The organism is Streptomyces sp. NPDC107581 (assembly GCF_055657175.1).
In genome coordinates this window covers 20,261-44,698 of the sequence record NZ_JBVKBH010000025.1, presented here as the reverse complement: position 1 = coordinate 44,698, position 24,438 = coordinate 20,261, and the positions used below count along the sequence as shown (strand labels likewise).

The 24,438-nt window shown below is 72.5% G+C and carries 25 protein-coding genes and 2 pseudogenes; 9 read left to right on the top strand and 18 right to left on the bottom strand.

Annotated features, from left to right (window positions below; translation table 11 throughout):
• Nucleotides 1–106: 106 nt before the first annotated feature.
• A complete protein-coding gene (locus ACZ7P3_RS39760; protein ID WP_472089376.1) occupies nucleotides 107–1,744 on the bottom strand; it encodes a M4 family metallopeptidase in 1,638 nt (545 codons plus the stop codon).
• 663 nt (nucleotides 1,745–2,407) lie between these two features.
• Nucleotides 2,408–2,950, bottom strand: coding sequence for a GNAT family N-acetyltransferase (locus ACZ7P3_RS39755; RefSeq protein ID WP_472089375.1), 543 nt, complete (start codon nucleotides 2,948–2,950; stop codon nucleotides 2,408–2,410).
• A 497-nt stretch (nucleotides 2,951–3,447) separates the two neighbouring features.
• On the opposite strand from ACZ7P3_RS39755, the gene ACZ7P3_RS39750 reads away from it, so the two are divergent.
• A complete protein-coding gene (locus ACZ7P3_RS39750) occupies nucleotides 3,448–3,693 on the top strand; it encodes a hypothetical protein (RefSeq protein ID WP_472089373.1) in 246 nt (81 codons plus the stop codon).
• Between the two features lie 293 nt (nucleotides 3,694–3,986).
• On the opposite strand, the gene ACZ7P3_RS39745 is transcribed toward ACZ7P3_RS39750, so the two are convergent.
• From ACZ7P3_RS39745 to ACZ7P3_RS39725, 5 genes are all read right to left on the bottom strand, one after another.
• Nucleotides 3,987–4,271 carry a hypothetical protein gene (locus tag ACZ7P3_RS39745; RefSeq protein ID WP_472089372.1) on the bottom strand — a complete coding sequence of 95 codons (285 nt, stop codon included), beginning with the start codon at nucleotides 4,269–4,271 and terminating at the stop codon, nucleotides 3,987–3,989.
• A 532-nt stretch (nucleotides 4,272–4,803) separates the two neighbouring features.
• Nucleotides 4,804–5,550, bottom strand: coding sequence for a carbonic anhydrase (locus tag ACZ7P3_RS39740; protein WP_472089371.1), 747 nt, complete (start codon nucleotides 5,548–5,550; stop codon nucleotides 4,804–4,806).
• Between the two features lie 185 nt (nucleotides 5,551–5,735).
• Nucleotides 5,736–6,095 (bottom strand): winged helix-turn-helix transcriptional regulator, encoded by a 360-nt coding sequence (locus tag ACZ7P3_RS39735; RefSeq protein WP_472089370.1) that lies wholly within the window; start codon nucleotides 6,093–6,095, stop codon nucleotides 5,736–5,738.
• 119 nt (nucleotides 6,096–6,214) lie between these two features.
• On the bottom strand, nucleotides 6,215–6,886 hold the full coding sequence (locus ACZ7P3_RS39730; RefSeq protein ID WP_472089369.1) for a fumarylacetoacetate hydrolase family protein: 672 nt from the start codon (nucleotides 6,884–6,886) through the stop codon (nucleotides 6,215–6,217).
• A complete protein-coding gene (locus ACZ7P3_RS39725) occupies nucleotides 6,886–7,377 on the bottom strand; it encodes a MarR family winged helix-turn-helix transcriptional regulator (protein WP_472089367.1) in 492 nt (163 codons plus the stop codon). The genes ACZ7P3_RS39730 and ACZ7P3_RS39725 overlap by 1 nt, the downstream gene beginning before the upstream one ends.
• A 72-nt stretch (nucleotides 7,378–7,449) precedes the next feature.
• Between ACZ7P3_RS39725 and ACZ7P3_RS39720 the strand changes: the two genes are divergently transcribed.
• Nucleotides 7,450–8,091 (top strand): MBL fold metallo-hydrolase, encoded by a 642-nt coding sequence (locus tag ACZ7P3_RS39720; RefSeq protein WP_472089366.1) that lies wholly within the window; start codon nucleotides 7,450–7,452, stop codon nucleotides 8,089–8,091.
• A 360-nt stretch (nucleotides 8,092–8,451) separates the two neighbouring features.
• Here the strand turns inward: ACZ7P3_RS39720 and ACZ7P3_RS39715 are convergent, their stop codons facing one another.
• Nucleotides 8,452–8,745 carry a hypothetical protein gene (locus ACZ7P3_RS39715; protein ID WP_472089364.1) on the bottom strand — a complete coding sequence of 98 codons (294 nt, stop codon included), beginning with the start codon at nucleotides 8,743–8,745 and terminating at the stop codon, nucleotides 8,452–8,454.
• Nucleotides 8,746–8,956: 211 nt separating this feature from the next.
• A complete protein-coding gene (locus ACZ7P3_RS39710) occupies nucleotides 8,957–9,628 on the bottom strand; it encodes a DUF4097 family beta strand repeat-containing protein (protein ID WP_472089363.1) in 672 nt (223 codons plus the stop codon).
• A gap of 263 nt (nucleotides 9,629–9,891) precedes the next feature.
• On the opposite strand from ACZ7P3_RS39710, the gene ACZ7P3_RS39705 reads away from it, so the two are divergent.
• The 3 genes and pseudogenes from ACZ7P3_RS39705 (at nucleotide 9,892) to ACZ7P3_RS39695 (ending at nucleotide 12,212) form a co-directional block, all read left to right on the top strand.
• On the top strand, nucleotides 9,892–10,674 hold the full coding sequence (locus ACZ7P3_RS39705; protein ID WP_472089362.1) for a GbsR/MarR family transcriptional regulator: 783 nt from the start codon (nucleotides 9,892–9,894) through the stop codon (nucleotides 10,672–10,674).
• Nucleotides 10,675–11,036: 362 nt separating this feature from the next.
• A complete protein-coding gene (locus tag ACZ7P3_RS39700) occupies nucleotides 11,037–11,423 on the top strand; it encodes a hypothetical protein (protein ID WP_472089361.1) in 387 nt (128 codons plus the stop codon).
• A gap of 693 nt (nucleotides 11,424–12,116) precedes the next feature.
• Nucleotides 12,117–12,212, top strand: a pseudogene (locus ACZ7P3_RS39695).
• Nucleotides 12,213–12,478: 266 nt separating this feature from the next.
• Here ACZ7P3_RS39695 and ACZ7P3_RS39690 read toward each other — a convergent pair.
• From ACZ7P3_RS39690 to ACZ7P3_RS39670, 5 genes are all read right to left on the bottom strand, one after another.
• Nucleotides 12,479–12,745: a hypothetical protein gene (locus ACZ7P3_RS39690; protein ID WP_472089359.1), complete on the bottom strand. Its 267-nt coding sequence runs from the start codon at nucleotides 12,743–12,745 to the stop codon at nucleotides 12,479–12,481.
• Nucleotides 12,721–13,122, bottom strand: coding sequence for a VOC family protein (locus tag ACZ7P3_RS39685; protein ID WP_472089358.1), 402 nt, complete (start codon nucleotides 13,120–13,122; stop codon nucleotides 12,721–12,723). The genes ACZ7P3_RS39690 and ACZ7P3_RS39685 overlap by 25 nt, the downstream gene beginning before the upstream one ends.
• Nucleotides 13,119–13,640 carry a cupin domain-containing protein gene (locus tag ACZ7P3_RS39680; RefSeq protein ID WP_472089356.1) on the bottom strand — a complete coding sequence of 174 codons (522 nt, stop codon included), beginning with the start codon at nucleotides 13,638–13,640 and terminating at the stop codon, nucleotides 13,119–13,121. Before ACZ7P3_RS39680 ends, ACZ7P3_RS39685 begins: the two co-directional genes overlap by 4 nt.
• Nucleotides 13,641–13,728: 88 nt before the next feature.
• A complete protein-coding gene (locus tag ACZ7P3_RS39675) occupies nucleotides 13,729–14,979 on the bottom strand; it encodes an MFS transporter (RefSeq protein ID WP_472089354.1) in 1,251 nt (416 codons plus the stop codon).
• 113 nt (nucleotides 14,980–15,092) lie between these two features.
• Nucleotides 15,093–15,686: a malonic semialdehyde reductase gene (locus tag ACZ7P3_RS39670; RefSeq protein ID WP_472089352.1), complete on the bottom strand. Its 594-nt coding sequence runs from the start codon at nucleotides 15,684–15,686 to the stop codon at nucleotides 15,093–15,095.
• Nucleotides 15,687–15,804: 118 nt separating this feature from the next.
• Here ACZ7P3_RS39670 and ACZ7P3_RS39665 point away from each other — a divergent pair, with 118 nt between their 5' ends.
• Nucleotides 15,805–16,311 (top strand): MarR family winged helix-turn-helix transcriptional regulator, encoded by a 507-nt coding sequence (locus ACZ7P3_RS39665; RefSeq protein WP_472089350.1) that lies wholly within the window; start codon nucleotides 15,805–15,807, stop codon nucleotides 16,309–16,311.
• A 493-nt stretch (nucleotides 16,312–16,804) separates the two neighbouring features.
• On the opposite strand, the gene ACZ7P3_RS39660 is transcribed toward ACZ7P3_RS39665, so the two are convergent.
• The 3 genes from ACZ7P3_RS39660 to ACZ7P3_RS39650 form a co-directional block, all read right to left on the bottom strand.
• Nucleotides 16,805–19,744, bottom strand: coding sequence for an ATP-binding protein (locus ACZ7P3_RS39660; RefSeq protein WP_472089348.1), 2,940 nt, complete (start codon nucleotides 19,742–19,744; stop codon nucleotides 16,805–16,807).
• Between the two features lie 28 nt (nucleotides 19,745–19,772).
• The gene (locus tag ACZ7P3_RS39655; RefSeq protein WP_472089346.1) at nucleotides 19,773–20,540 is read right to left on the bottom strand and encodes an SDR family oxidoreductase; all 768 of its coding nucleotides are present in this window, start codon (nucleotides 20,538–20,540) and stop codon (nucleotides 19,773–19,775) included.
• Between the two features lie 336 nt (nucleotides 20,541–20,876).
• Nucleotides 20,877–21,902, bottom strand: coding sequence for a helix-turn-helix domain-containing protein (locus ACZ7P3_RS39650; RefSeq protein ID WP_472089344.1), 1,026 nt, complete (start codon nucleotides 21,900–21,902; stop codon nucleotides 20,877–20,879).
• A 193-nt stretch (nucleotides 21,903–22,095) separates the two neighbouring features.
• Here ACZ7P3_RS39650 and ACZ7P3_RS39645 point away from each other — a divergent pair, with 193 nt between their 5' ends.
• Entirely contained in the window at nucleotides 22,096–22,299 is a 204-nt protein-coding gene (locus ACZ7P3_RS39645; protein WP_472089343.1) for a hypothetical protein, read from the top strand.
• A gap of 256 nt (nucleotides 22,300–22,555) precedes the next feature.
• On the opposite strand, the gene ACZ7P3_RS39640 is transcribed toward ACZ7P3_RS39645, so the two are convergent.
• Nucleotides 22,556–22,987, bottom strand: coding sequence for a TrmO family methyltransferase domain-containing protein (locus ACZ7P3_RS39640; protein WP_472089341.1), 432 nt, complete (start codon nucleotides 22,985–22,987; stop codon nucleotides 22,556–22,558).
• Nucleotides 22,988–23,260: 273 nt separating this feature from the next.
• On the opposite strand from ACZ7P3_RS39640, the pseudogene ACZ7P3_RS39635 reads away from it, so the two are divergent.
• Nucleotides 23,261–23,359, top strand: a pseudogene (locus tag ACZ7P3_RS39635).
• A gap of 576 nt (nucleotides 23,360–23,935) precedes the next feature.
• Nucleotides 23,936–24,424 carry a hypothetical protein gene (locus ACZ7P3_RS39630; RefSeq protein ID WP_472089338.1) on the top strand — a complete coding sequence of 163 codons (489 nt, stop codon included), beginning with the start codon at nucleotides 23,936–23,938 and terminating at the stop codon, nucleotides 24,422–24,424.
• The last annotated feature ends 14 nt before the right edge of the window (nucleotides 24,425–24,438 follow it).

Genomic DNA, 24,438 nt, shown 5'->3' with positions numbered 1-24,438 from the left:
GCCGTTGTTCCAGACGCAGTTACGGCCGTCTGTACACACCGCCCGGCCGCGGATCCCGTGCGGCACCCGGGTCATGGCCGGGTGCCGCACTGCGCGGGCAGGGGGTTCAGCTGACGCCGACTGCGGACCAGGCTGCCGCGACCGCCTTGTACTCGGCGCTGGAGGCGCCGTACAGGTCGGAGGCCGCGGAGAGGGTGCCCTTGCGGGCGTCCGCGTAGTTGGTTGTCGACGTGAAGTACGCCGTCAGCGCCTTGTACCAGATCTGCAGCGCCTTGTCCCGGCCGATGCCGGTGACCGTGGAGCCGTCGTGGGTCGGCGAGTCGTAGCTCACGCCGTTGATCGTCTTCGCGCCGCTGCCCTCGGACAGCAGGTAGAAGAAGTGGTTGGCGACGCCGGACGAGTAGTGCACGTCCAGATCGCCCACCCCGGAGGACCAGTAGTCCGCCGAGTTGCCGTCCTTGCTGGGCTTGTCCATGTAGCGCAGCGGCTTGCCGTCGCCGTTGATGTCGATCTTCTCGCCGATGAGGTAGTCGCCGACGTCGGTGCTGTTGTCGGCGTAGAACTCCACACCGGTGCCCATGATGTCGCTGGTGGCCTCGTTCAGGCCGCCGGACTCACCGCTGTACTCCAGGCCCGCGGTGTTGGAGGTGACACCGTGGCTCATCTCGTGGCCCGCGACGTCCAGCGCGGTCAGCGGGTCCTTGTCGCCGGAGCCGTCGCCGTAGGTCATGCAGAAGCAGCCGTCGTCCCAGAACGCGTTCACGTACGCGTTGCCGTAGTGGACGCGGGAGTAGGCGGCCTTGCCGTCGTTCTTGATGCCGCTGCGCCCGAAGGCGCTCTTGTAGAAGTCCCAGGTCTCCTGCGCGCCGTAGGCGGCGTCGGCGGCGGCGGTCGCCGCGTTCGACACGGTCCCGTCGCCCCAGGTGTCGCTGGACTGCGAGAACAGCGTGCCGGTGCCGGAGGTCTTGTGGTCGAGGTTGTAGGTCTTGTGCCCGCCGCGGGAGGCGTCGGTGAGGGTGTAGGAGGAGCCTGACTGCGTCGTCGTCAGATCCACCTTGCCGCTGTACTGGGTGTTGCCGACACCGGTCTCGATGCCCTGGTACTCGAAGAGCTTCTTGCCGGTGGCGGCGTCGCTGATGACGTGCAGCCGGTTCGGGGTGCCGTCGTCCTGCAGGCCGCCGACGACCGTCTCGTAGGCAAGGACGGGCTTGCCGGAGCCGGCCCAGATCACCTTGCGCACGCTGTCCGCGGCCGACTTGGCCGAGCCGAGGGTCCTCGCGGCGCCCACGGCCTGCTTCTCGGCCCTGGCGGCGCTGGTCTGCGGCGTGAGCGAGGCCACCTTGATGACGGCCCTGGTCGCCTTGGTGACACCCTCGGTCCGGCCCGACCTGGCGGTGTGCACGACGAGGTCGCCGCCGAGCACGGGCAGGCCCGCGTAGGTGCGCTCGTAGCGGGTGTGGACGGTGCCGTCGGCGTCCTTGACGACGTCCTTGACGACGAGCTTCTCCTTGGCGCCCAGGCCTATCTGCTGCGCCGTCGCGGCGGCGCCGGCCTCGGCCTTCTGTATCAGGGTGGTACGCGCGGCCGCGGACAGCGTGAGCGGGACGCCGGCACGGGGTGAGGTACCGGCCGTGGGCTGTGCGGTGGCAGTGGCCGTGAGCGCAGGGCTCAGCAGGGCCGCGGCAGCGACGGCAGTGGCCGCGGCCAAAGCGGTGCGCCGGCGGCGCGTGTTGCGGGAGGACACACAAGCTCCTTCGTGGGGGGAATGTCCAGCCGTTGTGGGGACGGCTGAAGATGCTGAAAGTTCTCGTTCTCCTGCAGCGGTGACAGCAGAATCACATACATGGCATGCGCATGTCAGCCCATGGGACGGTGGCGCAGCCGAAAACCGGCCAGTCGGCGAACGGGTGAACGCACACTCCGGCTCCGCCTCATGCCCCGGAGACCACCCTCGTCCGGGCCGGCTCCGCCCACCCCGGCCGACTCGCCGGCCGGGGTGGGCAGCGTCTCAATCTGGCCCTCAAGACCGCCGGCCGACCCAGGGGCGCGAAGGGCTTCGCCGGCGCGCCCCGCCGACGGGCCGTCGAACGCAGCCCGTCCCGGCTCACCCGCGCCAGGAGAAACGTCAGAGGAACGTCTGAGGAACGGCAGAGCCCACGAACGCCTCCCCCAACGCTCCGAATCCCACCAGGCTGCGAAGCCCACCTGGCCCGGGCAGCCGCGGCGTTGCTGGCGCGCCGGCTCTCCAGGAGTCCGAGCCGTTCGGCAGCGCAGTCCCCGACGGCCTCACTCCAGCCCGCACTTGCCGCGCGGCCAAAGCCGCCGGCCCGCCCGCAGACCCGCCGCCTCAGGGCCGGGCCACTGCTGCCGGCGGCGACGGGGCAGCCGGTTCTGCACGGCTGTCCCGTCAGATGCGGTTCCGGGCGGCCGCGCGCCACTCCTCCTCGAGGACGCTGAACATCTCGGAGTCCCGCCAGCCGTCCCGGATCAACGCGGTATGACGAAGCCGTCCCTCCCGTGTCATGCCGATCTTGCGCAATACCCGGGCCGACCCGAGGTTGCGCGGGTCACAGGTGGCATGGATCCGGTGCAGGCCGAGTTCCCCGAAGCCTCGCGTGAGCAGCTCGTTCCCGATCGCCGTTCCCACGCCCTGGCCCCAGGCCCCAGGATGCACGGCATAGGTGATCTCGCCTTGCCGTTGTTCCCGGCTCCGGACATGCAACTCGCCCATGCCCACCACGTCGCCCTCCACCGACGCCGCATAGGCGAACCGTCGTTGAGGTGTGTGCGACCACGCGTCGGCCGCGTCCGCCACGAACGCGCGCGTCTGCTCTTCGCTGTTCGGCCCCCAGGTCTGGAAGCGGCAGACCTGGGCGAGGGAGGCCCAGGAGTGGACAGCCCGCCAGTCCGCGAGGCCGATCCTGCGCAAGGTCACCAATTGCCGGGCCACAGGCCGATCTTGCCAGGTATGGTCCGCGACGGGCTACCGGTCACAAAACAGGCACGCAGTCCCACGCCCTGGCGTGGTGGGTCTGCACACGTACTCGATGAGCGGCCGGATCGCCGCCGGCACGGAAGGGGCGGCAGCGGGCCCTCTGCCAGGAGCCGGACCGCCTGGGACGACCAGGTGCCGAACCGCCCGGGACGACCAGGTGCCGGCCCAGGCGCGGCAGCTGCATCAGGAGCGTCAGGGGCGTCAGGGGCTCCGTGTGGCGGCCGGAACGCTGCCACCGCAGCGCCGGCCGGCGCCTGCGTCCGTCCTCACCGTTCGCAGCGGCCAGGTTGTTGTTGCGGCGGTGTGAGTACGCGCGCCTGCGAGGGTGAGTACGTGCCCCGATGCCCCCTGCCCGGCGGCTGTGATGCGGTGGCCGCATGCTTCCCGACGGCGTGCAACCGAACGACGTGCGAACGTGCCTTGCCCACCCGACATGGTGGAAGGCGCCTCTCGTGGCCTCCCTGCTCGGCCTGCCGTTCCTCGTGTTCGAGTACAACTGGTTCCGGTCCCAGGACGGCCTCGGCGCCCTGGGAGGAGTGTTCTACTGGTCGGCCGGCCTGCTCGCCCTCTCCTGGGCCCTGCCGCACCGCCGCTCGCTGCAAACGCCGCGCATGCTGACCGCCGGCGCCGGGCTGGGATGCGTACTCCTTCCGGTGCTGTTCGCGCTGGCTCTGGGCGCGGCCATGACCAGCGGCTGAAGGGACCGGGTGCCGCCCCGCGCCCTGCCCGGGAAGCCGGCCTGCACGGACCGCCGTCGCCGGCTGGGCAGGAGCCGGAGGCAACGTCTGCGGCCCGCACACCGAGGGGCCGAGGCGGTCACGCCGGCCGGGTGCGCGCGCTCGCCGGTCCCGGGGTCAGGCCTGCGGGGCGCCTGGCCGGATGAGCGGTCCTTGGGGTGAGGGCGGTGCGCTGCACCCCGGCCGGGCAGCCGAGCGCGGTGGCGGCCTCCCCGGGGGCCGGTGCCGCATCGGGATTCCCGTCAGGTCGCTGTTCACTTCCGGTGATTGAACGGGTCCACCGCGAACGACTCCTGCACACTGAGGATTCGGCAGGCGCCGGTCACACCATGCACCGAAATCTGGCAGGGGCCGTAGAGGAAATACCTGTCATCGTCGGTGGCGATGAATTTCGCGGACTGAAAGGCGAAGTAGAAGAACTCACCCTTCTCCGCTCTCGCCTCGTCACCCTCGAAGAGGGCAACCTCACTGTCCCAGCCTGCGGTTTCCTGCCGGAGAAACGCCGCCGCCAGTTGCGCTGCCTGCTCCATTGTGTACATCGGTTCGTCCTCATCGGTTTGGATGTGTTCACGGCGGCCGGGCCGGCGAACCCCGTCTGCACGTCAGCAAAGAGGACCCGGCCTTGGTGATTCAAGATATGAACACTTGACCCGGGTGCACATGTTGGGGCTCCGGCCACGCGGGTCCGTCATCGGGACAGGCGGCCTCGACCCGGACCGCGGCAGCGGCAGCGGCAGCGGCAGCGGCAGCGGCGCCCGACGGGCGGAGCGGACGCCGCTGCCGCTCACCTGCACGCCGGTGAGGTGAGCGCCCGGCCAAGTGCCGGGCGGAGAACCGGACAAGGGACGACGACCGGCCCTTCCGGCTCGCCCGCCGCCCGGGCCCTGCGCAGCGCGGCGATCCCCTGCTCGTCGTGCGCGGCCGGCCGCCGTGACCGGGGGCGGCGAGCCGGTCCTCCCGGCCGCCGCGGTACGCGAGGCAGTTCCGCGCGGTTCGCCGCCGCCCGGGCCGCCGCCGTGTCCGGTGACGGCCGCCTGCACGCCCGGGTCCGCGCCCCGGGGGCCGATCGGTTCAGGAGGGTGCGCCGGCCAGGACTTCCACCGCGCCGGTGTCGAGCGAGTAGTAGGCGCCGACCACGGCCAGGGTGCCCTTTGCGACGAGGGGTGCCAGGTCCCGGTTGGAGCGCAGGGCGGTCGCGGTCCATGTGATCTGGGCGCGGGTCATGGTCTCGACCGGATCGGCGGCGCCCTCCCCCGCTGCCTGCTCGTAGGCGGGCCGCAGAGCCTTGGTGATCGCCTCCAGGTTGCCGGGCAGCGGTTTGCCGTCACGGATGGACTCGTATGCGGCCTTGACCGCGCCGCAGCGCTGATGCCCGAGGACGACGATGACCGGGGTGCCACTGGTCATGGGACCGTACTCGACGGAACCGGTGACCACCGGGCCGATCGCCTGCCCGCCCGTGCGCATCACGTACAGGTCACCCAGTCCGGTGTCGAAGAGGAGTTCGGGCGGCACCCGGGAATCGATGCAGGAGAGGATCGCCCCGAAGGGCTTCTGCTCCTGGGCCACGAGCTGACGCCGGTCGGGGTCCCGGTCGGGGTGGTTCAGCTTTCCGCTCTGCCAGCGCTTGTTGCCTTCCATCAGCCTTGCGAAGGCTGCGGCCGGCGTGGCCGGCCGCGCCGGCGGTGAGGCACTGGCCGCGGCACTGGCCGCGGCGGCGGCCGTGCCCGTCGAGCGGCATCCCGCAAGCACGAACGCGGAGCCCGCGAGGGTGCCGGCGAGCAGAGCTCGGCGGTGCGGGTGCCCTGCTGTGTCCATCGGCCGCTCTCCTCGCTGCCGCCCGGCCCTGTCCATGTGGCCTGACCGGGGCCATTGTTCAGCGGCAGTGGCTGACGTGGCAGCAGGCTCAAGGGGGCGGGGGCTGCTTTGCCACTGACGGCCGACAGAACCGGCTCGGGCGGCGGCACCGGCCGCAACCCCGTGGGCATCACAGGTGCGGGGCGTCAGCTGCGCGCATGGTGCCCGTCGTAGTGGGACCGGGCGGCTTCGGCCGTGGCGAGGTGGTCGGTGACCCATCCCAGCAGGTCCTGCAGGGGTGTCTGCAGTGTGCGGCCCGGGCGGGAGATGCGGTACTCGATCGCCACCGGATCCGTGGACAGGACCACGCGCTCGACCACGCCGTTGCGTTCCAGCCGCCGCAGGCATGCGGTCAGGGATTTCGGGGTGACGGTGGGCAGGTGCCGGCGAAGCTCGCTGAAACGCCGGGGACGGTCGCACAACGCGTCCAGCACCAGCAGCGACCACTTGTCGAAGAGCTGGTCGAGCAGCCCCCGGCCGTTGTCGTCGGGCTCGGTTCCGCTCACGCCGGTCTCCTGGGTGATACCCGGTCCCGTTGCAGTATGTCGAGCCTGCCGGGTACATCCGAGATACCTGCGGCACAGGCACTCGGCTCGGCGGGCACGGTTGCCGGGACCACTGCCCGTCAGGTACCTGCCGGCTCGCCGGACTTGGGGGGCTGCGCGATGACGGGGTTGGTGAGCGAGCCCAGGCCGTCGATCTTCACGGTGACCAGGTCGCCTGCGCTCAGCGGCCCGGTTCCTGCCGGAGTGCCGGTCAGTACGACGTCTTTGGGGTGCAGTGTCATGGCCGCGGAGATGTGGGCGATGAGGTCGGCGATCGGTATCAGCATGTCCGAGGTCCGGGCATCCTGGCGCAGTCTGCCGTTGACCAGGCATGCGATCCGCAGGTCCTGCGGATCGACGCGGCGCGCGGGGACGATCGGGCCCAGCGGGCAGAAGGTGTCGAAGGACTTGGCGTAGTCCGGCAGTCCGTCGGCGTGCTGGATGTCCCGGGCGGTCACGTCGTTGGCGCAGCAGTATCCCGCGATGGCGCCCAGCACGTCGCGGGCGGTCACCCGGCGCACCGGCCGGCCGATCACGAGGGCGAGTTCCGCTTCGTGCTCGACCCGTGCGGATTCGGCGGGCAGCACGATGGCCTGACCGCTGCCGATGACAGCGCCGGGCGCCTTGAGGAAGATCTGGAGTCGCCGGGGTGCCGTGCGTGCGACCTGGGCCGCGTGGCCGGCGTAGTTCAGGCCGATCCCGATGATCTTCCCGGGCCGGGAGGCCGGCGGGGTGCGGGCGCCCGCCGGCATCACCAGGCTCCGGTGACGGGACCGCGGTCGGCCCTCGGCGCGCTCTGGGCGATTTCCGCCGCGAGGCGGTCGAGCACGGGCAGGGCACGGGCCAGGACGTGCCGTTCGTCGTCGTCCAGGCTGTCGGCGATGGCCCGGGCGAGCAGACCGGCCCGGTCGCGGCGGTCGGCCTCGATCGCGCTCGTCCCCTCCGGAGTCAGGGTGAGGGTCTTCTTGCGTGCGTCGGCCGGGTCGGGGCCGGCGGTCAGGAGGCCGGCCCCGGTGAGTTCTTTGACGGTGGCGGCCATCGTCTGGTGGCGCACTCCCCGGCCGGCCGCGAGGTCGGCCGTGGTCATCGGTCCCTGCCTGTCGAGCAGGTCCAGGACCGCCGCCGGGATCGGGGCGAGGCGGTCGGAGCTCCGCCCGGCGCGGACGAGGGCGCCGACCGTGGTTCTCAGAGCGGCCGCGAGACCGTCCGGTGAGGGCACGGGCTCTGCTGACTGGGTGGGCATGCGGCCACACTACCAGAAATACAGGAGAGGCTGTACAGTTCAGACTGCACACTTTGGAAGGGAAGAGTTCTGATGCAGCTGACGAAACACGCACATGCCTGCGTGACCCTGGCCAAGGAGGACGCGCGGATCGTCATCGATCCCGGCACCTTCACCCCCGACGCCGCGCAGGCGGTGGCCACCGCCGATGCCGTGCTGATCACCCACGAGCACTTCGACCACTTCGACGAGGACCTGATCGCGAAGTCGCTGGACGCCAGGCCCGAACTGCGGGTCTACGGACCGGCATCGGTGGTCGAGCGCTGGCAGGCCCGCCGCGGCCAGGTCACGGCCGTCACCGCCGGGGACACCGTCACCGTCGCGGGTTTCGACGTCTCGGTCTTCGGTGACCTGCACGCCGCCATCCACCGCGACATCCCGCGTGTGGCCAACGTCGGCTACCTCGTCGACGGCCGCCTCTACCACCCCGGGGACGCCTACCACGTCCCCGACGCCCCCGTCGACACCCTGCTGCTGCCCACGAGCGGGCCCTGGACGAAGCTCGGCGAGGCAGTCGACTACGTCCGGGAGGTCGCGCCCGACAACCTCGTCCAGATCCATGAGGTCATGCTCGGCCCGGTCGGACAGCAGTCGGTCGCCCGGTTCCTGAGCCCGGAGATGCTCACCGAGGTACCTCTGACGATCGTGCCGGTCGGAGAGACCATCGCGGTCTGAGCCCCTGACGCCCGGTCGACCGACGCGGGCGACGCGGGCGACGCGGGCGACGCGGGCGTGAACGTGTCGGCATCCCCCGGACACCGTGAACGTGTCGGCATCCCCCGGACACGATGACTGTGCTCGGTGTGTTTCAGGCGGGGCGGCCACGGCAGGCGGCCGAAGAACACCGCCGGACGCAGGTCGGCCGCCGGCGAGAGCCGACGGCCGATCGCGGAAGCATGAGACCTGTGAGACTGCTCTTCCCGAAGCCCCCGGCCGTGCAATGCCGTTGCAGATCGTGATCTTGCCGGCCGGGCATCGGGCTCCGTGCGGAACCGATCTCCGCCTCGGCCGGTCCGGTCCGATGCGCTCGCCGTCTCAGCCGGACCGGTCGGCGCAGGGGCTGACGGCACTGTCCGTGCCGTAGAAGCGGCCCCGGTCGCACAGGGCGTCGATCTCGGCGTTCTCCTCTTCGCTCAGCTGCGCATCCAGCGCGACGCCGACGACACGCCGGGCGCGGGCCGACCGCCGAGCGACATCCCGGTCGGCGACGAATGTGCCGACGGTGTACTCGTCGGCGGTTCCGGATGCCTGGCGGGATCCGAGCCGGTCGAGGGAAACAACGAACTCGTTGAGATCCCGCAGTACCGCGACGACCTCGCTGAGGGGCATGCGGATTTCCCGGCAGGCATGTCCATCGGCCCATTCAACTCCAGAGCCGGTGCCCGGGCCCGGGCCTGCCGGCGGGTGCGCGCCGCCGGACGGCACCGTGGCAATGCCCGCCGGCACACCGGGCGGCAGGGGTCGCTCAGGCCCGGCTGCCGCCCGCCCGTGATGCCGTGCCGCCCCCGGGACCGGCCTGGCCGTCAGGCCGGTCACGGCATCACGGGTGCAGGCTGTGGGCGGTGATGTCGCCGTTGGGGGTGGTGGCCCGGATGTCGAGATCGGCGGTGCCGTTGTTCTTGAGGGCATTGCTGATGCGGCCGTGGCCGGTGCCGGCGTCCAGGGTGGCCGAGACGCCCGCGGCGGCGGCGAGCGTGATGTCGCCGGACTGGGTGCGCAGCTGGACCGTGCCGCGCACGGCCTCGGCGATCCGGATGTCGCCCCGTGCGGTGCTGATCTCAGCGGGGCCGCCCAGCCGGCCGATCTCGATGTCGCCGTCGACTGCGGCGAGGCGGAGGCCCGCGGTTTCGTCCAGCTTGATCTGCCGGTATGCGCCTTCGAAGGCGACGTCGCCGAGGCGGCCGACGGTCCGCAGCTCGCAGCCGGCGGTCCTGGCCTCGACGCGGGAGCCGGCGGGCAGTTTGACGGTGACCTCCAGGGATCCGGAAGGGCCGAAGAGCTGGTTGCCGGGTTCGCAGGTGCGGATGCGCAGGACACCCTCGCCGTAGGTGACGGTGGTCTGCTCGGCGCTCTGGACGTCGCGCTTCCTGGAGGGGTTGGCGGGCAGGACCTCGACGGTGGTGTCGGTGCGGTCGGCGGCGATGAGCTGGATGCGTCCGGCGGGGATGTCCAGGACGGCGGTGATCGGGGCGGGGGTGTCGAACTTCTGCATCGTGCTCTCCCTTGCGCTGACGGCTCACTGTTTCGCAACACCGGAAACGCTACGTTGCTTTCCAGCTATGCACAACGAGAACTTTGCCTTGAGTAAGCATCTACGCAGGTGGGAGCGCAGTAATCATTGCAACGCTCTCTCGCGTAACGCAACGATGCGGCAGGTCAGCGTTGCAATGCTTTGACGATGAACGCTATGGTGGGGGCAGCAGGAAAACGCCGAGCAGCGCCATGGGGCACCCGTGGGGCATGAAGGGGGTCGTGATGCCGGGAGGCAGGCTCACCCAGCAGGAACGCCAGCAGATCGCGCTGGGGCTGGCCGACAGCCTCCCCTACGCCGAGATCGCCCGCCGCCTGGACCGTCCGACCTCCACGATCACGCGTGAGGTGATGCGCAACGGCGGCCCCACCGGCTACCGCGCCGACCTGGCCCACCGCGCCACCCAGCAGCGCACCCACCGGCGCGGGCAGGCCGCGCCCCGGGGGCCGCAGGCGCTCGAGCAGCCCTACGGACGCGACGCCGAGGCCGTGCGCGACTACCAGGAGACCCTCACCACCGTCTTCATGACCTCGGGTCTGCCCAAGATGATGGCCCGGGTGCTGGGCTGCCTCTACACCACCGACACCGGCCGCCTCACCGCCTCCGAACTCGCCCAGCGCCTCCAGGTCAGCCCGGCTTCCGTCTCCAAGGCGATCACGTACCTCGAGGGCCTGGACCTCGTCCGCCGGGAACGCGACGAACGCCGCCGCGAGCGCTATGTCGTCGACGACGACCTCTGGTACCAGTCGATGATCCGCAGCGCCCGGGCCAACGACCAGTTCATCGAGACCGCACGGCAGGGCGCCGGCATCCTCGGCCCCGGCACCCCGGCCGCCACCCGCCTCGAGAATGCCGCCCGCTTCCTCGACTTCGTCAGCGAAGGGCTCATCCGCGCCGCCGAGCAGGGTCGCGAGGTCCTCTACACCAGAACCGAAACGGCCCCGGACCACGCCGCAGAGCCGAGGGCGGACGACGGACGGACGAGCGCGGCGACGGGCACGGCATGAGACGAAGCCGGCCTCGCCGCCGAGAGCCACGGGCACGGCTGCCGCGGCCGGCAGCCCTCCAGGCCCTCTTCCCGGGACCCCTTCGGCGACGGTCCACCCGAGCCCGGTGACGGCGGACCCGTCCCCCGGGGCAGCGCCCGCGCTCCCGCCGGCCCACCGGCGCCCTGCGGCCCCGCACCCCGCACCGGCGGGCTTTCGGCATACGCCCCTAACCGGAACCCGTAAATCCGTCAAGTCCCGACATGGAGTGTCATGACGGGACAGGCACCCGGCAGGCCTACTGGATGTACCGGAGGCGCCGGACAGGACGGCTCCTCCCGCCGGCCCCGGCCGGCCCTCCCCTACACGAAGGAGCACCTCACATGTCTGCCACCGTCCCCACCCCCGGCATCTCCCGCAAGCGGCGTCTGGCACTGCTGGTGGCCACGACCGGCCTGGCAGCGGGCGGCGCCATGATCCCGGCCAGCGCCTTCGCCGCCTCCCCGCACACCGCGCCCGTAGCGGCGCTCCACAGCCCCCACGGCCACGGCACCTCCACCACCAAGACCACGACGACCACCGAGACCACCACCAAGAACCGTCGCGGCACCAAGACCACCAAAACCACCACGACCACCAAGACCACCAAGTCGCGGCACGGCACCACGACCACCAAGACCACCACGACCGAGACCACCACCAAGGGGAAGCACAAGTTCCACCCGCACGACCAGAACGTGGCGGGCAACGGCCCCGTCAACGGCCAGTAGGACACCCGCCCGCCCACCGCGCCCGAACGACCCGCCGGCCCAGGCCGGCGGCGCCGGCAGCAGGCCGGATGCCTCTCTCGGCCGGCGATCACGGATCTTCCGTGCCGTGACCGGTGCGGGACAGGCCGGGTGCCCGTGCGCGGGCGGTGTCGGCGACGTACTGCTCGCCGGCACCGTGGGCGAGGCCGAGGGCGACGCCCGGCTGAGCCTCCTGACGGCGCGGCGGGGCAGCAGCGCCGGGGGGAAGTGCGGATCGGGTACCAGAGAGCCGCCCCCGTCGTGTTCGCCGCACTGCCGGCCGCCCCCGCCCCTGCACAGATGCAGATAGCTCGGACACTCACACAGAGGACGCCGCCCGTTGACACGGTGGGGCCGGCTCACCGCCTGTGCACCGCCCCCAGCGGAGTGCCCCGCAGGCCCGCAGGCCCGTAAGTCCACAGGCCCGTAAGCAGGTCAGCAGGTCAGCAGGGGGCTTCGAACAGCCGCTGGCCAGGACGGCGCCCGGCGAGCGACGCGTCTTCGCAGAACCCGTCCCGCACAGTGCGATGTTGGGCCGGCCGGCCCAGGGTGTGACGGCGCGGGGTGCGGGCCGCGGCGGCCGGGCGCATCAGCAGCCCGTCAGTGCGCCGTCAGGGGGTCCTGCCACTCTTGTTCATGTGAACGGCACCGGAGACCACCCGGGGCCGGGAGCAGGGAGAGGTGCCCGGAGCGGTTGATCGGGGACCAGCGAGCACGCCTCAAGGTCGGGCCCCCACGGGGCCCACGCAGGTTCGAATCCTGCCCTCTCCGCCGTATCGAAGCATCAGCCCGTCGCCCGGTCCGGTGCGGCGGGGTTCCGTCCCGGCCGTGCGGTGAGCGGGCCGGCTGTATGCCTGACCGGCCACGGGGACTGTGCCCGTGGCCTGGCGGGTGACCGGACGGCGGTTCCTCGAACCCGGCGGCCGGCCCGGGGCGGGACGGTTTCGGTGCACGGGCCGGTGAGCCGGTCTTCGCGTGCAGATTCCTGAACCCCGCAAGAGGAAGCCGCCGTCGAAGCAGCCGCGCAGGCAGCAGCCTCAGCGGGTCGGCCGTCGGCACAGTTCTTCGGACCAGTCCCGCAACGGGCCTTCGAGAGTGAGGGCGTCCCCGCGGCCCACGGTCCGCAGCGGCCGGGCGCGCACGCTCGCTTCGCCGGCGAGGCCGGCCGCGCTGCCCACGTGCTCGGCGGCGACGGCCCGCCTGCCGTGCACCGGACGGCTGCGCTCAGGCGTCCTGGTCCGGGCGGGCGCGGCCGCCGTGCCGCCGTGAGGCCGCGGGTTCAGATGGTCCAGTTGCGTGAGCACAGGACGAGCAGGTACCCGTCGGGGTCGGCGACGGTCACGCCGTGCCTGTCCCAGTAGGGGTTGTGCGCGGCGACCCGGGTGCCCCGATTGGCCTCCAGGCGGTCGACCAGGGCTTGGTCGACCGGGGCGCCGAGGTAGAGGACGAACAGGTCGTCCACTGTCGGGGTGGGCTCGATCGGCCGTTCGGGGTCATGCGTGAGTTCGATGTGCCAGGCGGCGCCCGGCGGCCCGACCATCAGGAGGTCGTGCTCACCCGCGACACGCTCGGTGGAGCGCCACAGGACGTCCAGGCCGAGACCGTCTGTGTAGAAGCGCTCGGCGGCTGCGAGGTCCCGTGAGGGCCGGGCCACCCGGATCCGGGTCGTGGAGTCGATCATGCGGAACGCTCCAGGGCGGCGCGCCAGACCGGGCTGTCGACGTAGTGGTTGTCGAAGCGTTCCGAGGACTCGGCGATCTCCTTCGGGTCTGCCTCGCCGCGCATCACCCGGCCGAGCAGGCGCAGGTAGTCGAACCTGCCCATACCGGGGGTGAAGACGAACAGGACATCCGCTTCGCAGCCCGGGGCGGCCGCGAAGGCGTGCGGGGTGTGGGGCGGTACGGCGAGGAAGTCGCCTGCCCTGAGGACGGTGACTTCCTCGCCCACCAGGACCTGCAGGGCTCCGCTGATGACGAAGAAGAGTTCCGATGCCCGGGTGTGGAAGTGGGCGGGCGCCCCTGCCGCGCCCCTGGCGAAGGTGGACCGGTAGCTCGTGCAGCCGCCTGCGGTGCCGTCCGAGTCGGCCAGCAGGGTCATCACGCTGCTGGGGTCGGCACAGGTCTCGGCATCTGCATGGCGGGTCAGCACCGCCTCGAGCGGGGCCGTGGTCGCGGGCGTGGTGGGTGTTTCCTCGTTCATGAGGGTGCTCCTGAGGGTGAGGGTGGGACAGGGACAGGGACAGGGACAGGGACGGGTGAGGGTGAGGGTGGGGGTGGGGCGAGGCGTGTCAGCCGCGCAGGGTGATCAGGGCTGCGATCGCCGGGCCGAAGGCGCCGCCCAGCTGGTAGCAGAGGTTGAACAGGCCGATCGCTGTGGGGCGCTGAGCGGTCGGCGCGGCCTGGGTGGCGTATACCGCGAGCGTGGCCTGGCCCGCGCTCGTCGTGAAGACGGCCAGCGTCGCGACCAGCAGGAGCAGCGGTGCCCAGGGGGTCAGCACGGCGGTGAGCGGGGCCAGTGCTCCGGCCGTGAGCAGGATCGTCAGGACCCGCGGGCGGCCCAGCCGGGCCGAGGCCGCGGCCAGCGTCATGGAGAGCACGGAGCCCGCCAGGAGGGCGGCCAGCTGGCCGGTGCCGATCTGGGAGGTCGACCAGCCGGTACGGTCGCGCAGCAGCTGCGGGATGGTGAAGAGCAGCGTGAAATACGAGGTCGCGAAGGTGCAGGCGAGCAGGGCGCAGAGGGCGAAGGCCCGGGTGCGCAGGAGCGTTGCGGGGACGAAGCCCGTGGGGTGGGACCGGATGTGCAGGGCCAGGAGTGCGGTCGTCATCAGCGAGGCGGCCACTGCCGGGAGCGGGTAGCGCGGGATGAGTACCAGGGCCGTCGCCGTCAGGACCAGCAGGGCGGCGCCCCGGCCGTCGAAGGGGGTGCTCTGCCTGGGTGCGGACAGGTCGGCGCGGCGCATGACCGCCGGCAGGGCCAGGAGGGCGAGCGCCCCGACGGCGAGGGACGCCCGCCAGGAGGCCGTGCCCGCGATCGCCGAGCCGAGCAGCGGTCCGAGCGCGCCCAGTGTCCCGAAGCCCGCCGTGATCACCCCCATGCGGCGGACCGAGCCCGCCAGGCTCATCGCCGCGGTGACCAGGCCCGCGCCGCCCGCCGCCTGGGCCGCCCGGCCTGCCATGGCCAGCGGCAGCCAGGGCGCCGCGGCCAGGAGCGCGGTGCCGGCCACGATCAGGGCCGCGCTCAGCCGGAGCGTGTCGCCCAGGCCGCGGCGGCGCAGCAGGCCCGCCATCAGCGGGGTGCCGACGGCCATGGCCCAGGCGAAGACCGTGACGAGCCAGGTCGCCGTGGCCGTACGGATGCCGAGCGAGCCGGCCATGTCGGGCAGGATCAGGACCGGGCTGTTGGCGCTCGCGGCGACCGGGGCGGCCAGTAACGCCAGCCATGCGGACGGGACATGGCGCGAAGCCGCGGTGGCGGGCGCGGTGGCGGTGGCGGTGGCCGGTGCCTGCGCGACGGGGCGGGGGCGGGCGAGCAGAGACATGGCGGGCTCCGGAAGGTGAGGGGTCGGCGTGGAGGGCTCGGGCAAGTCACACAGGCGGTTCAGGCGGTTCAGGCGGCTCAGGCGGCTCAGGCGGCTCAGGCGGCTCAGGCGGTTCAGACCGTGGTGACGACCTGGTGGTAGGCGAGCCGCGGTGAGCGCGGGTGCCAGGCGTCCGCTCCGGGGCGGCCGATGTTCACGGCCATCACAGGCGTGTGGTCGTCGTCCAGGAACTCCTTCTGCACGCCCGGGAAGTCGAAGCCGGTCATCGGCCCCGCGGCCAGCCCTGCCGCCCGCACGCCGAGGATGAAGTACGCCGCCTGGAGCGTCGCGTTGAGCAGCGCGGACTCCTCGCGGACCGGGCGGTCGGCGAAGAAGAGGTCCTTGGCCTGCGGGAAGTGCGGGAGCAGCGCGGGCAGTTCCTCATGGAACTCGTTGTCGGCGGCGAGGACCGCGGTCAGCGGCGCGGCGGCTGTCTTGCGCCGGTTTCCCTCGTCCATGAGGTCCACGAGCCGCTTGCGGGCCTCGTCGGAGCGGACCAGGACCACCCGCAGCGGCGACTGGTTGTAGGCGGTCGGGGCGTATTTGACCAGGCCGTAGATCGCCTGGACCTGGTCCTCGGTCACCGGGTCGGCGGTGAAGGTGGCGGCGGTGCGGGCCCGGCGGAAGAGGAGGTCCTGGGCGGCGGGGTGCAGAGCGAGCTCGGGCATCGGTGGTGCTCCTGTCGTTCAGTCTTGATAATCTCAACGTTGAGATAAAAGCAGTCCGACTCTTTCAACGTCAAGTGTCTTAACGTTGAGAAGATGTCCGTTGAGAGGAGTGACGGTGATGGGCGATGCCGTGGACGCGATCATCGGCCAGTGGGCCAAGGAGCGCCCCGACGTGGTGGAGGATCTCTGGCCGGTGCAGCTCTTCGGGCGGATCCAGCGGCTGGCCCGGGTGGTCGACAAGTCCGCCAGGGCCGCGGCCGCCGCACACGGCGTGGAGCACGGCGAGTTCGACGTGCTCACCACGCTGCAGCGCTCCGGGCCGCCCTACACCCTCACCGCCGGGGCCTTCCTCAAGGCGTCCATGGTGACCTCCGGTGCGATCACCAACCGCATCGACAAGATGGAGGCCAAGGGCCTGGTCGAGCGCGTACGTGACGGCGACGACCGGCGCACCATCAAGATCCGCCTCACCGAGCACGGACACGAGGTCACCCGGGCCGCCTTCGCCGACCATCTGGCGAACTACGCACAGCTGCTCGCCGGCGTGGACCGCGGCCTGGTCGACAAGACCGGCGAGGGCCTGCGCCAGGTGCTGGAGGCCCTCGGCGACACCACCCTCACGTGACGGCCGTCCGGCAGGCCGGGGATGCACACGGTGAGCCGGACATGACGGCCGCCGCACCCCGTCCGTGATGCGGCCGGTGCGCGGCGTCCGTGATGCGGCCGGTGCGCGGCGTTTGGCCAGGCCGCCACCCCGTGCGCCTCGGGAGCCGCCGTCCGGGACGGGGCCGCCGGCGCGGCCCTGCCCGGATCCGCCGCGAGCGAGGCCGTCGCGGCATCCGGTGCCCGCAGGCAGTGCGGGATCCCGGATTCCGCGGCCGCATGTCACGGCCGGCGGCCGCCCGGCGGCCGCCGTCGCGGAGTGCGGGGGCGCGCTCGACGGCGGTGGTCTGGAAACCGTGCCGGTGCAGCCAGTGGGCGAGCGCGGGACCGGCGACGCAGGCGCCGCGGATCGCTGCCTTGAGGTTCGTCATGCCCCAGACCTTCTGCGGGAGCGCTTACCGCGCACTCACCGCGCACTCACCGCCGGCCCGCTCACCGCACAGGGACGACCCGGCTCACCGGTCCGCGGCCATGCCCATGTCCATGTCCATGTCCATGGTCTCGAGGGCCAACTCCACGGTCTTCTCCGGCAGCCCCAGCATGCGCAGCACCTGCGGGGCGTGTGCCCCGGCCGTGCCGGCGGCCTCGGCGGCCTGCCGGTAGTGCCGGCGCGCCTGCGTGTGGCGGCCCCGGGCCGCGGCGACGCGGCCGAGGCCGATGAGGGTGCGCACCCGGGGCCCCAGACTCTTGATCCAGTGCGGGTCGATCCGCTCCAGCGCCTCGCTGTAGAGCCGTTCCGCCTGTGCCGGGTCGCCCTCCCCCAGGGCGATGTCGCCGAGCCCGCGCAGCGCCGCCGCCAGGTAGGTGGAGCTGCCGGCGCGGCGGGCGAGCGCGGCGGCGTTCGCGTAGGCGGTCCGGGCCCCTGCCGTGTCGTCCCCGGCGAGGTGATCGCCCCGGTTGACCAGCAGGTCGGCGCTGTCCTCCAGGGCGCCGAGCTGTTCGGTGAGCACCAGGGCCCGGTCGGTCAGCGCGAGCGCCCGGGTCCGGTCACCGCGTGCGCCGGCCACGCCGGCCAGCGCGTCCAGGGCCAGCGCCGTGCCCCAGCGGTCGCCGAGCGAGCGGAATCCCTCCAGGGCCTGGCCGAAGGCGTCCTCGGCCGCCGCGGGATCCCGGCCCAGGTGCCCGAACCCCGACACGTAGTGGGCGGCGGCCCGCGCCCACGGCTCGGGACACTCGCGCTGGGCAAGGACGAGCGCGAACGCGCCCTGCGGGTCCGGTCCGCCTGCGCTGCGCATCATCCACAGCAGCAGGACGACCGGGTAGCGGCCCGGCCGGTCGCCGGGCCACGCGGCCGCCAGCGCCTGGCCGGCCGCCGCACGGTGGCGCTGCCACGCCTGCCCCCCGGCCTGGTCCGCCGTCGGCGCCGCGCCGGCCAGCAGCACGCACGTCGCGTACTGCTCGCCGAGCCCGTCGGGGACCGTCTCGCCCACCGAGGCGAGCAGTGCGGCCGCCAGCGGCGCGACCGACGCGGAAGCACCCCGGATCCACAGGTAGTTGAACGCCGCGGCGAGCAGCTCGAAGGCCGTCCCTGCGTCCGGCTCCCGCACGGCCCAGCGCAGTGCCGCCAGGAGGTCACCGTGCTCGGCGGCGACCACGGGCAGCCATGTGAGCTGCTCGGCGCGCCGCAGATGCGGGTCGGCCGTCCGCATGAGTTCCAGCAGGTGCTGGGCGTGGGCGCGCCGTATCCATTCGCGTTCGCCCGCCGCGTCGAGCCGTTCGGCGCCGTAGGCGCGGATCGTCTCCAGCATCCGGTAGCGGCCGCCCGCGACCTCCAGCAGCGACTTGTCGGCCAGGGCCTCCAGCGTCTCGCCGTCGGTGCCGCACACCTTGAGCGCGGATGGGGCCGTTGCGCCCCCGGCGAAGACCGTGAACCGCCGCGCGGCGCGCTGCTCGGGCTCGGAGAGCAGCTCCCAGCTCCAGGCGACCACCGAGCGCAGCGTGCGGTGCCGCTCGTGTGCCGTGCGGTTGCCGCGGGCGCCGACGGCGAGGAGGTCGTCCAGCCGCCCCGCCAGGTCGTCGATGTCCAGGGTCCGTGACCGGGCCGCCGCGAGCTCGATGGCCAGCGGCAGGTCGTCGAGCGCCGCGCAGATCCGCCGCACGGCCCCGGGGTCGGCGGTGAAGCCGCGCCGCACGGCGCCGGCCCGCTCGGTGAACAGCCTTACGGCCGCGTCCTGGTCGAGCGGCCGCACGGGGTAGAGGTGCTCGCCGATGATGCCGAGCGGCTCCCGGCTCGTGGCCAGCACACGCAGCCGCGGGCAGGCTGCCAGCAGCCGTGCCGCCAGCGCGGCGACCTCGTCGGCGAGGTGCTCGCAGTTGTCCAGGACGAGCAGCAGCGTCCGGCCGGACAGTGCCGCGGTCAGACGATCGGCCGGTGCCTTCGCGCCGCCGTCCATCTGGAGCCCGTTCTCGCGCAGGCCGAGCGCGCCCAGCAGGGCATGCGGCAGTGCGGCGCCGTCGCTCAGCGGTGCCAGCTCCACGAAGCACACCTGGCCCGCGGTGTTTGCGGCGCCCGCGACCTCGATGGACAGCCGGCTCTTGCCGACGCCGCCCGGCCCCAGGAGGGTGACCAGCCGCGCCGCCCGCAGCGCCTCGGCGACCTCGCTCACCTCATCGGCGCGCCCCACGAAACTGGTCAGCTGGGCGGGCGGCGCGGCGGGCGACGGCGCCGGATCGGTGCTCAGCAGCTCCCGGTGCAGCGCCGCCAGTTCGGCCGAGGGGTCGGCGCCCAGCTCGTCGGCCAGGTGCCGCCGGGTCTGCTCGAACACCACCAGCGCCTCGGCCTGCCCGCCCTCGGCGGACAGCGCCCGCATCAAAAGCGCCGCCAGCCGTTCCCTGAGCGGATGGCAGCCGACCAGCTCGCGCAGCTCGGGTACGGCCGCCCGGTGCTCGCCGAGCCGCAGCCCCGCTTCGATGCGGTCTTCGAGTGCCCCGAGCCGGCGTTCTTCCAGCCGCACGGCGGCGGCCCGGGCCGTCCGGCTCTCGGGCAGGCCGGCCAGCGCCGCTCCCCGCCACAGCTCCAGCGCCTCGCGCAGCAGCACGGCCGCCCGTCCGGCGTCGTTGCCGGCGAGCGCCGCACGGCCCTGCCCGGCCAGGCGCTCGAACCGGCAGGCGTCCACATCGTCCGGATCGACCGCGATCCGGTACCCGGCGCCGGCCCGTTCGATCGCGGCTGCGGCGCCCAGTGCGCTACGGAGCCTGGACACCTGGGAGTGCAGGGAATGCGGCGACAGCGCCCCGGCGGGGTCGATCTCGTCAGCCAGCCGGTCCGCCGGGACGATCTCTCCGGGGCGCACCAGCAGCAGGGCCAGCAGCGCCCGGCGGGCCGGTCCGCCCAGCCGGACCTCGCCGCCGTCGCCGCGCCATGCCCGGATCTCGCCGAGGATTGCGAACTGCATGCCGGTGATTATTCATCGGCGTGAAGGATCACGGGGCGATCGGGCCGAGGAAGGTCCCGCCCGAGACGTCGAGGGTCTGACCGGTCACCCAGCGGCCCTGCGGGCCGGCCAGGAAGGCGACGACGTCCGCGATGTCCTCCGGCTCGCCCAACCGGCCCAGCGCGGTGATCGACTCCAACCCGGCCACCACCTCGGGGACGCAGGTGTGGCCCGCGGTCATGTCGGTGCGCACGGCGCCCGGCGCGAGCGTGTTCACCGTGATGCCGCGGCGGCCGAGTTCGTTGGCCAGCGACGGTGCCATCGCCTCCAGCGCCGCCTTGCTGATCGTGTAGCCGATCTGGGTGGAGACCGCGAACCGGCTGGCCGTGGAGCCCATGTTGATGATGCGTCCGCCGTCGTTCAGCAGTGCCATCGCGCGCTGGACCACGAAGAACGGGGCGGCGACGTTGATCTCCATCAGCCTGGCGAACTCCTCCCGGGTGACCTGCGAGATCGGGTTGCCCGAGCTGATGCCCGCGTTGTTGACCAGGATGTCCAGCCCGGCCCCCGCCAGCCCCGCGGTCAGCTCCTCGAACAGCCGCTCCACCGCACCGTCCTGACCGAACCGGGCCCGGATCACGAACGCCCGGCCGCCCGCCTCCTCGATGCGCCCCACGACTTCCCCGGCCGCCCGGTCGTTGCCGCCGCAGTGGACGGCGACCAGCGCGCCCTCGGCCGCCAGCCGCAGCGCGACCGCCCGGCCGATCCCTCGCGAAGCGCCGGTCACCAGTGCGCTCTTGCCGGTCAGAACGTTCATCGTCGCTCCCTGGGGGATGGCCGGTCCGCGGCGGATCCGGCGATGACCCCACCCTCGCGTCCCAGGCTCACCGGCAGCTCACCGGCAGCTCACCGGGGTACGCCGGCGCCGGCCGGCCCGGCGATCACAGCGTGCGCCGCCACGCGCCCGGACGGGTCTGGCCAGGGCAGCCGGACGGGCCGCCGTCACCCATTCACTGTCGCCGCCGGTGTGCCGGTCTGCTTGAGCGACCTGGCCGGCCCCGGGCAGCACGGTTGCGGCCAGAACGCCGACGGCACGGCAACCGGCAACACTTTGCGGGTGAAGGAGGATGTGCCGGTCCCGCGCCCTGCCCCATCACCGCAGACGCTGGATGCGCCCGTCGCGCAGCACGCCGCGGTGCATCATGCCCTGCCCCCTGCCGTTAAGGGCGACGAGCACTCTGAACCGCTCACGGGCCTGGAGCGGCAGCCGGGGCAGCACCACCGTGTTCTCCTCGAAGCCCAGGTCATCGGAGTCCGCCGCCGCGGCCCGTGTCGCGGGCCGCAGGCCTGTCAGCTCCACGGCGAGCACCCGGCGCTCCGCGAAGACCAACTGCAGCGGCGAGATGTAGTCCTCGGCGGTCAGGCTCCGGCGGCCTGGATTCTCGACCGTCACCAGCACCAGGCTCACCTGCGAGGCTTCGTCGCCGAAGCGGTAGCCGAACGGCTCGCCCAGCGAAGTCCCGAACGTGGTGAGTGCCGTGTCCGTCTGCACCCGCAGACCCAACCGGGCGCGCCCGGGACGCCGCAGCCGCGACCACAGCGCCGGCCGCCATGCCGGGACGTCACCGCTCTTGGGGGACGCAAGGCGCACGACGCCGGAGCGCGACGGTGCGAGAAGCGCTTGCGCAGGCGACGGGGGCGGCCCCTGCGGCGCAGGAGGCATCGGCCGCGGTGCGGCTGCATCCTTCGGCGACGTCCCTTCGCACGTCCGCTCCCGCTGCGGCGTCAGCTCTTCCTGCGTCCGGCGCTGCAGGTGTGCGACCTGTTCCTCCAGTGTCCGCACCCGCTCGGCCAGCGAGTCCACCGAGACACCGCCCAGCTGCTCCGCCAGCATGGTGATCTGGCCCGCTCTCAGGTCCGAGGCAGCCCGCAGCGAGAACAGCTCCGCGCGTACCGTCTCGGGCACCGTCACGCCGCAGCGTTCAGCGAACTCCAGCAAGGAGGTGAGGACTTCCTCCTGCACGAAGCGTTTTCCGTTGAGGTAGCGGCTGACGGAGGCGGGCGCGTAGTGCGCCTCCTCGGCCCAGTCCTTCTGGCTGCGCCCGGTGGCCTCGAGCAGGTCCTTCATCCGCACGGCCAGCCGCTGTGCCTCCGGCCGCCCCTGCCCTGACTCGCTCATCCCGCTCAGAGCCCCCCTCATCCCCTCCGTTCCCCGATACTGCCCCTGCCCGGGCGGCAGGCAACCGCGTACCGCGCAACCGCCGAAGTTACCGCTCCTGCGGGAACCGCGATTTCCAGCAGTTCCCGCCTGCGCAACCGGCCGGCCGGCAGCACGCTGGAGACAGCCGACGCCCCGGACCGAGGAGCCCGTCGTGTACCTCGCCTTCGCCGAGTTGCCCTCCCTGCTCACCGGTGCCCTCAGCGCGCCGTGGTGGGTGTCCGTGCCCTGTGTCGTGGCCGCCGCAGCACTGGCGGCACTGCGCACCGTCTTCCCGCAGCATTCCGCGGACCGGCTCGCCTGGTGGCGGGACCGCCGCCGGCACCGGGAGCGCCGTACACGGGACGGCGCACCGTGAAGCGGGCCGCGAGGCAAAGTCCCGCGGCCCGTGAACAGATTGCGGGGCCCGCCGGACACGGCAGATCCGCTCGGCAGCCGCAACGACACGCGCCGGCACCCGGCCGCCCCGGCAGGACCCGGCAGGACCCGGCACGGCCCGGCACGGGCCCGGCATGACCCGGCACGGCCCGGCATGACCCGGCAGCAGGCGGCTGTCGCAGCAGCCTCCGCCGGGTGCGCGCGCTCGCGTTTCCCCGGCCCGTGGCGGCGGCCTGTCAGTAGTAGTCGCGCATCAGCGCGGATGCCCATTGCGGCTGCCGGACCTCACCGCGCGGGCCGAACTCCCGCACATACGGCTTCAGGTCGAGCACCGGAGTTCCGGCCACCGCGTCAAGCCCGCTGACGTGAACGTCCAGGCCGTTCACCGACATGATCCGGCAGCGCGAGACACCGAGCCTGTTGGGCCGGCGCCGGCTGCGCTGCGCGAAGATCCCTACCAGGGTTGCGTCCTGGCTGCCCGGCACGGGACGGGCACCGCAGTCGATGTCCAGGCTGTCGACCTGGTCGAAGAAGAACACCACTTCAAGATGCGAGAACCCGTCCAGGCCGAAGAGAGCCTCGGGCCCGAACATCGAAGAGTCCAGCCGGATGACGGCCTCCTCACGGCCCCATCCAGACTCCCCGACCTCGGCGCGTCCACCTACCACCCGGGCGACAGGCCGTGATTCAACAAGCCCTGCACCGTGCCCTGCACCCAACAAAACCCTCCCGGCTCAGCCCCACACGAAAGCCCGAAGCCTGCCACAGCCTGCCCGAACCCGACGCGTGTCACAGAAGGTCACAGGTCACGGGAACACACCCGAACAGTGCGGCTCGGCCAGGAACCACCGCGCATCACAGACACGTCAGTGCCCGGTCAGCCGGCCCTGCCACTCTGGTTCACGTGAACGGCACCGGACACCACCCGGGGCCGGGAACAAGGAGAGGTGCCCGGAGCGGTTGATCGGGGACCAGCGAGCACGCCTCAAGGTCGGGCCCCCACGGGGCCCACGCAGGTTCGAATCCTGCCCTCTCCGCCACACCGGACACCTCACGGTGCCCGCGTACCCGCCCAAGCGCCCGGCCCAGTACAGATGCACGTGCTCGGCTCCGGCACGGATCCGAGCGCTGCATGACGGTCCGCGAAGCGCTCTGCCGGATCAGTCCGACGATGCCAATCGTGCGACGCCGTCAGAGCGGGCGCCCGGCGAACGGCGCCTGGAGTTACAGGGGGCAGTCGTCGCGGGCGTGCCGGTCCGGGACAGGGGCCGGAACGTGCGCCGCGACTCCCCGAGCGGCAGGTCAAGCCGGCAGGGCCCGTTCGTGCAGGAGAGCGAAGCCGGCGCGGCCGGACCTCTGGCGCTCGGGCACCCTGATCCGGTCGGCGTGGCCTTCGGCGGCGCCCCAGTTCCGGGGGAAGTGAGTGCGGCCGGGGTGCGGAGGCCGGGCAGGTCGTCCTGCCGGACCGCGTCGAGCCGCCCCTCCCCCTCACACCCGACCAGCCACTGCCTGGCCCGCCCATGACACCTGTCACACGGCATACATGACCGGCGGCCCTGCCCCGCGTGCGCCTCCCCGGGCACACTGATGATCAACACACCGACCACGGGGGCACCATGAACATCCTGCGCAGGAAGGCCGCACCGGCCAAAACAGCCGACACCAGCGGCCCGACCCCCGCCGACTACCGGCTCCCGGTCTGGTTCTTCGCCTTCGAAGGCCTGCTCGCAGCCGCCTTCGACGTCCTCAAAGCCTTCCCCACGGCGTGGCCCGTACTGCTGCTCCTGCTGGCCGCGAACATCACCATCTCACTGACCGTGATGCGCAAGCGCATCAAGCTCGCCAAGGCACTGTGGCGCGGCAAGGACACCCGTAAGATCGCCCTCGCGCTCATCGCCCTGCGGATCGGGGGCCACTTCGCCATGAACGCCCTGGGCCTGGCCGTCACCTCCGCCCTCGGCCACGTACTCTTCGCACTCGCCATGGGCATCGTCACGATCAGCCTCCTCGCCTACTCCCAGAACACCGCCATCCGCGCCCTCACCACCACCGCCACCGCCACCGCCGCCGCCGCGCCGCCCGCACCCGCCGCCCCAGGGACGTGAACCGAGCGCCGGAA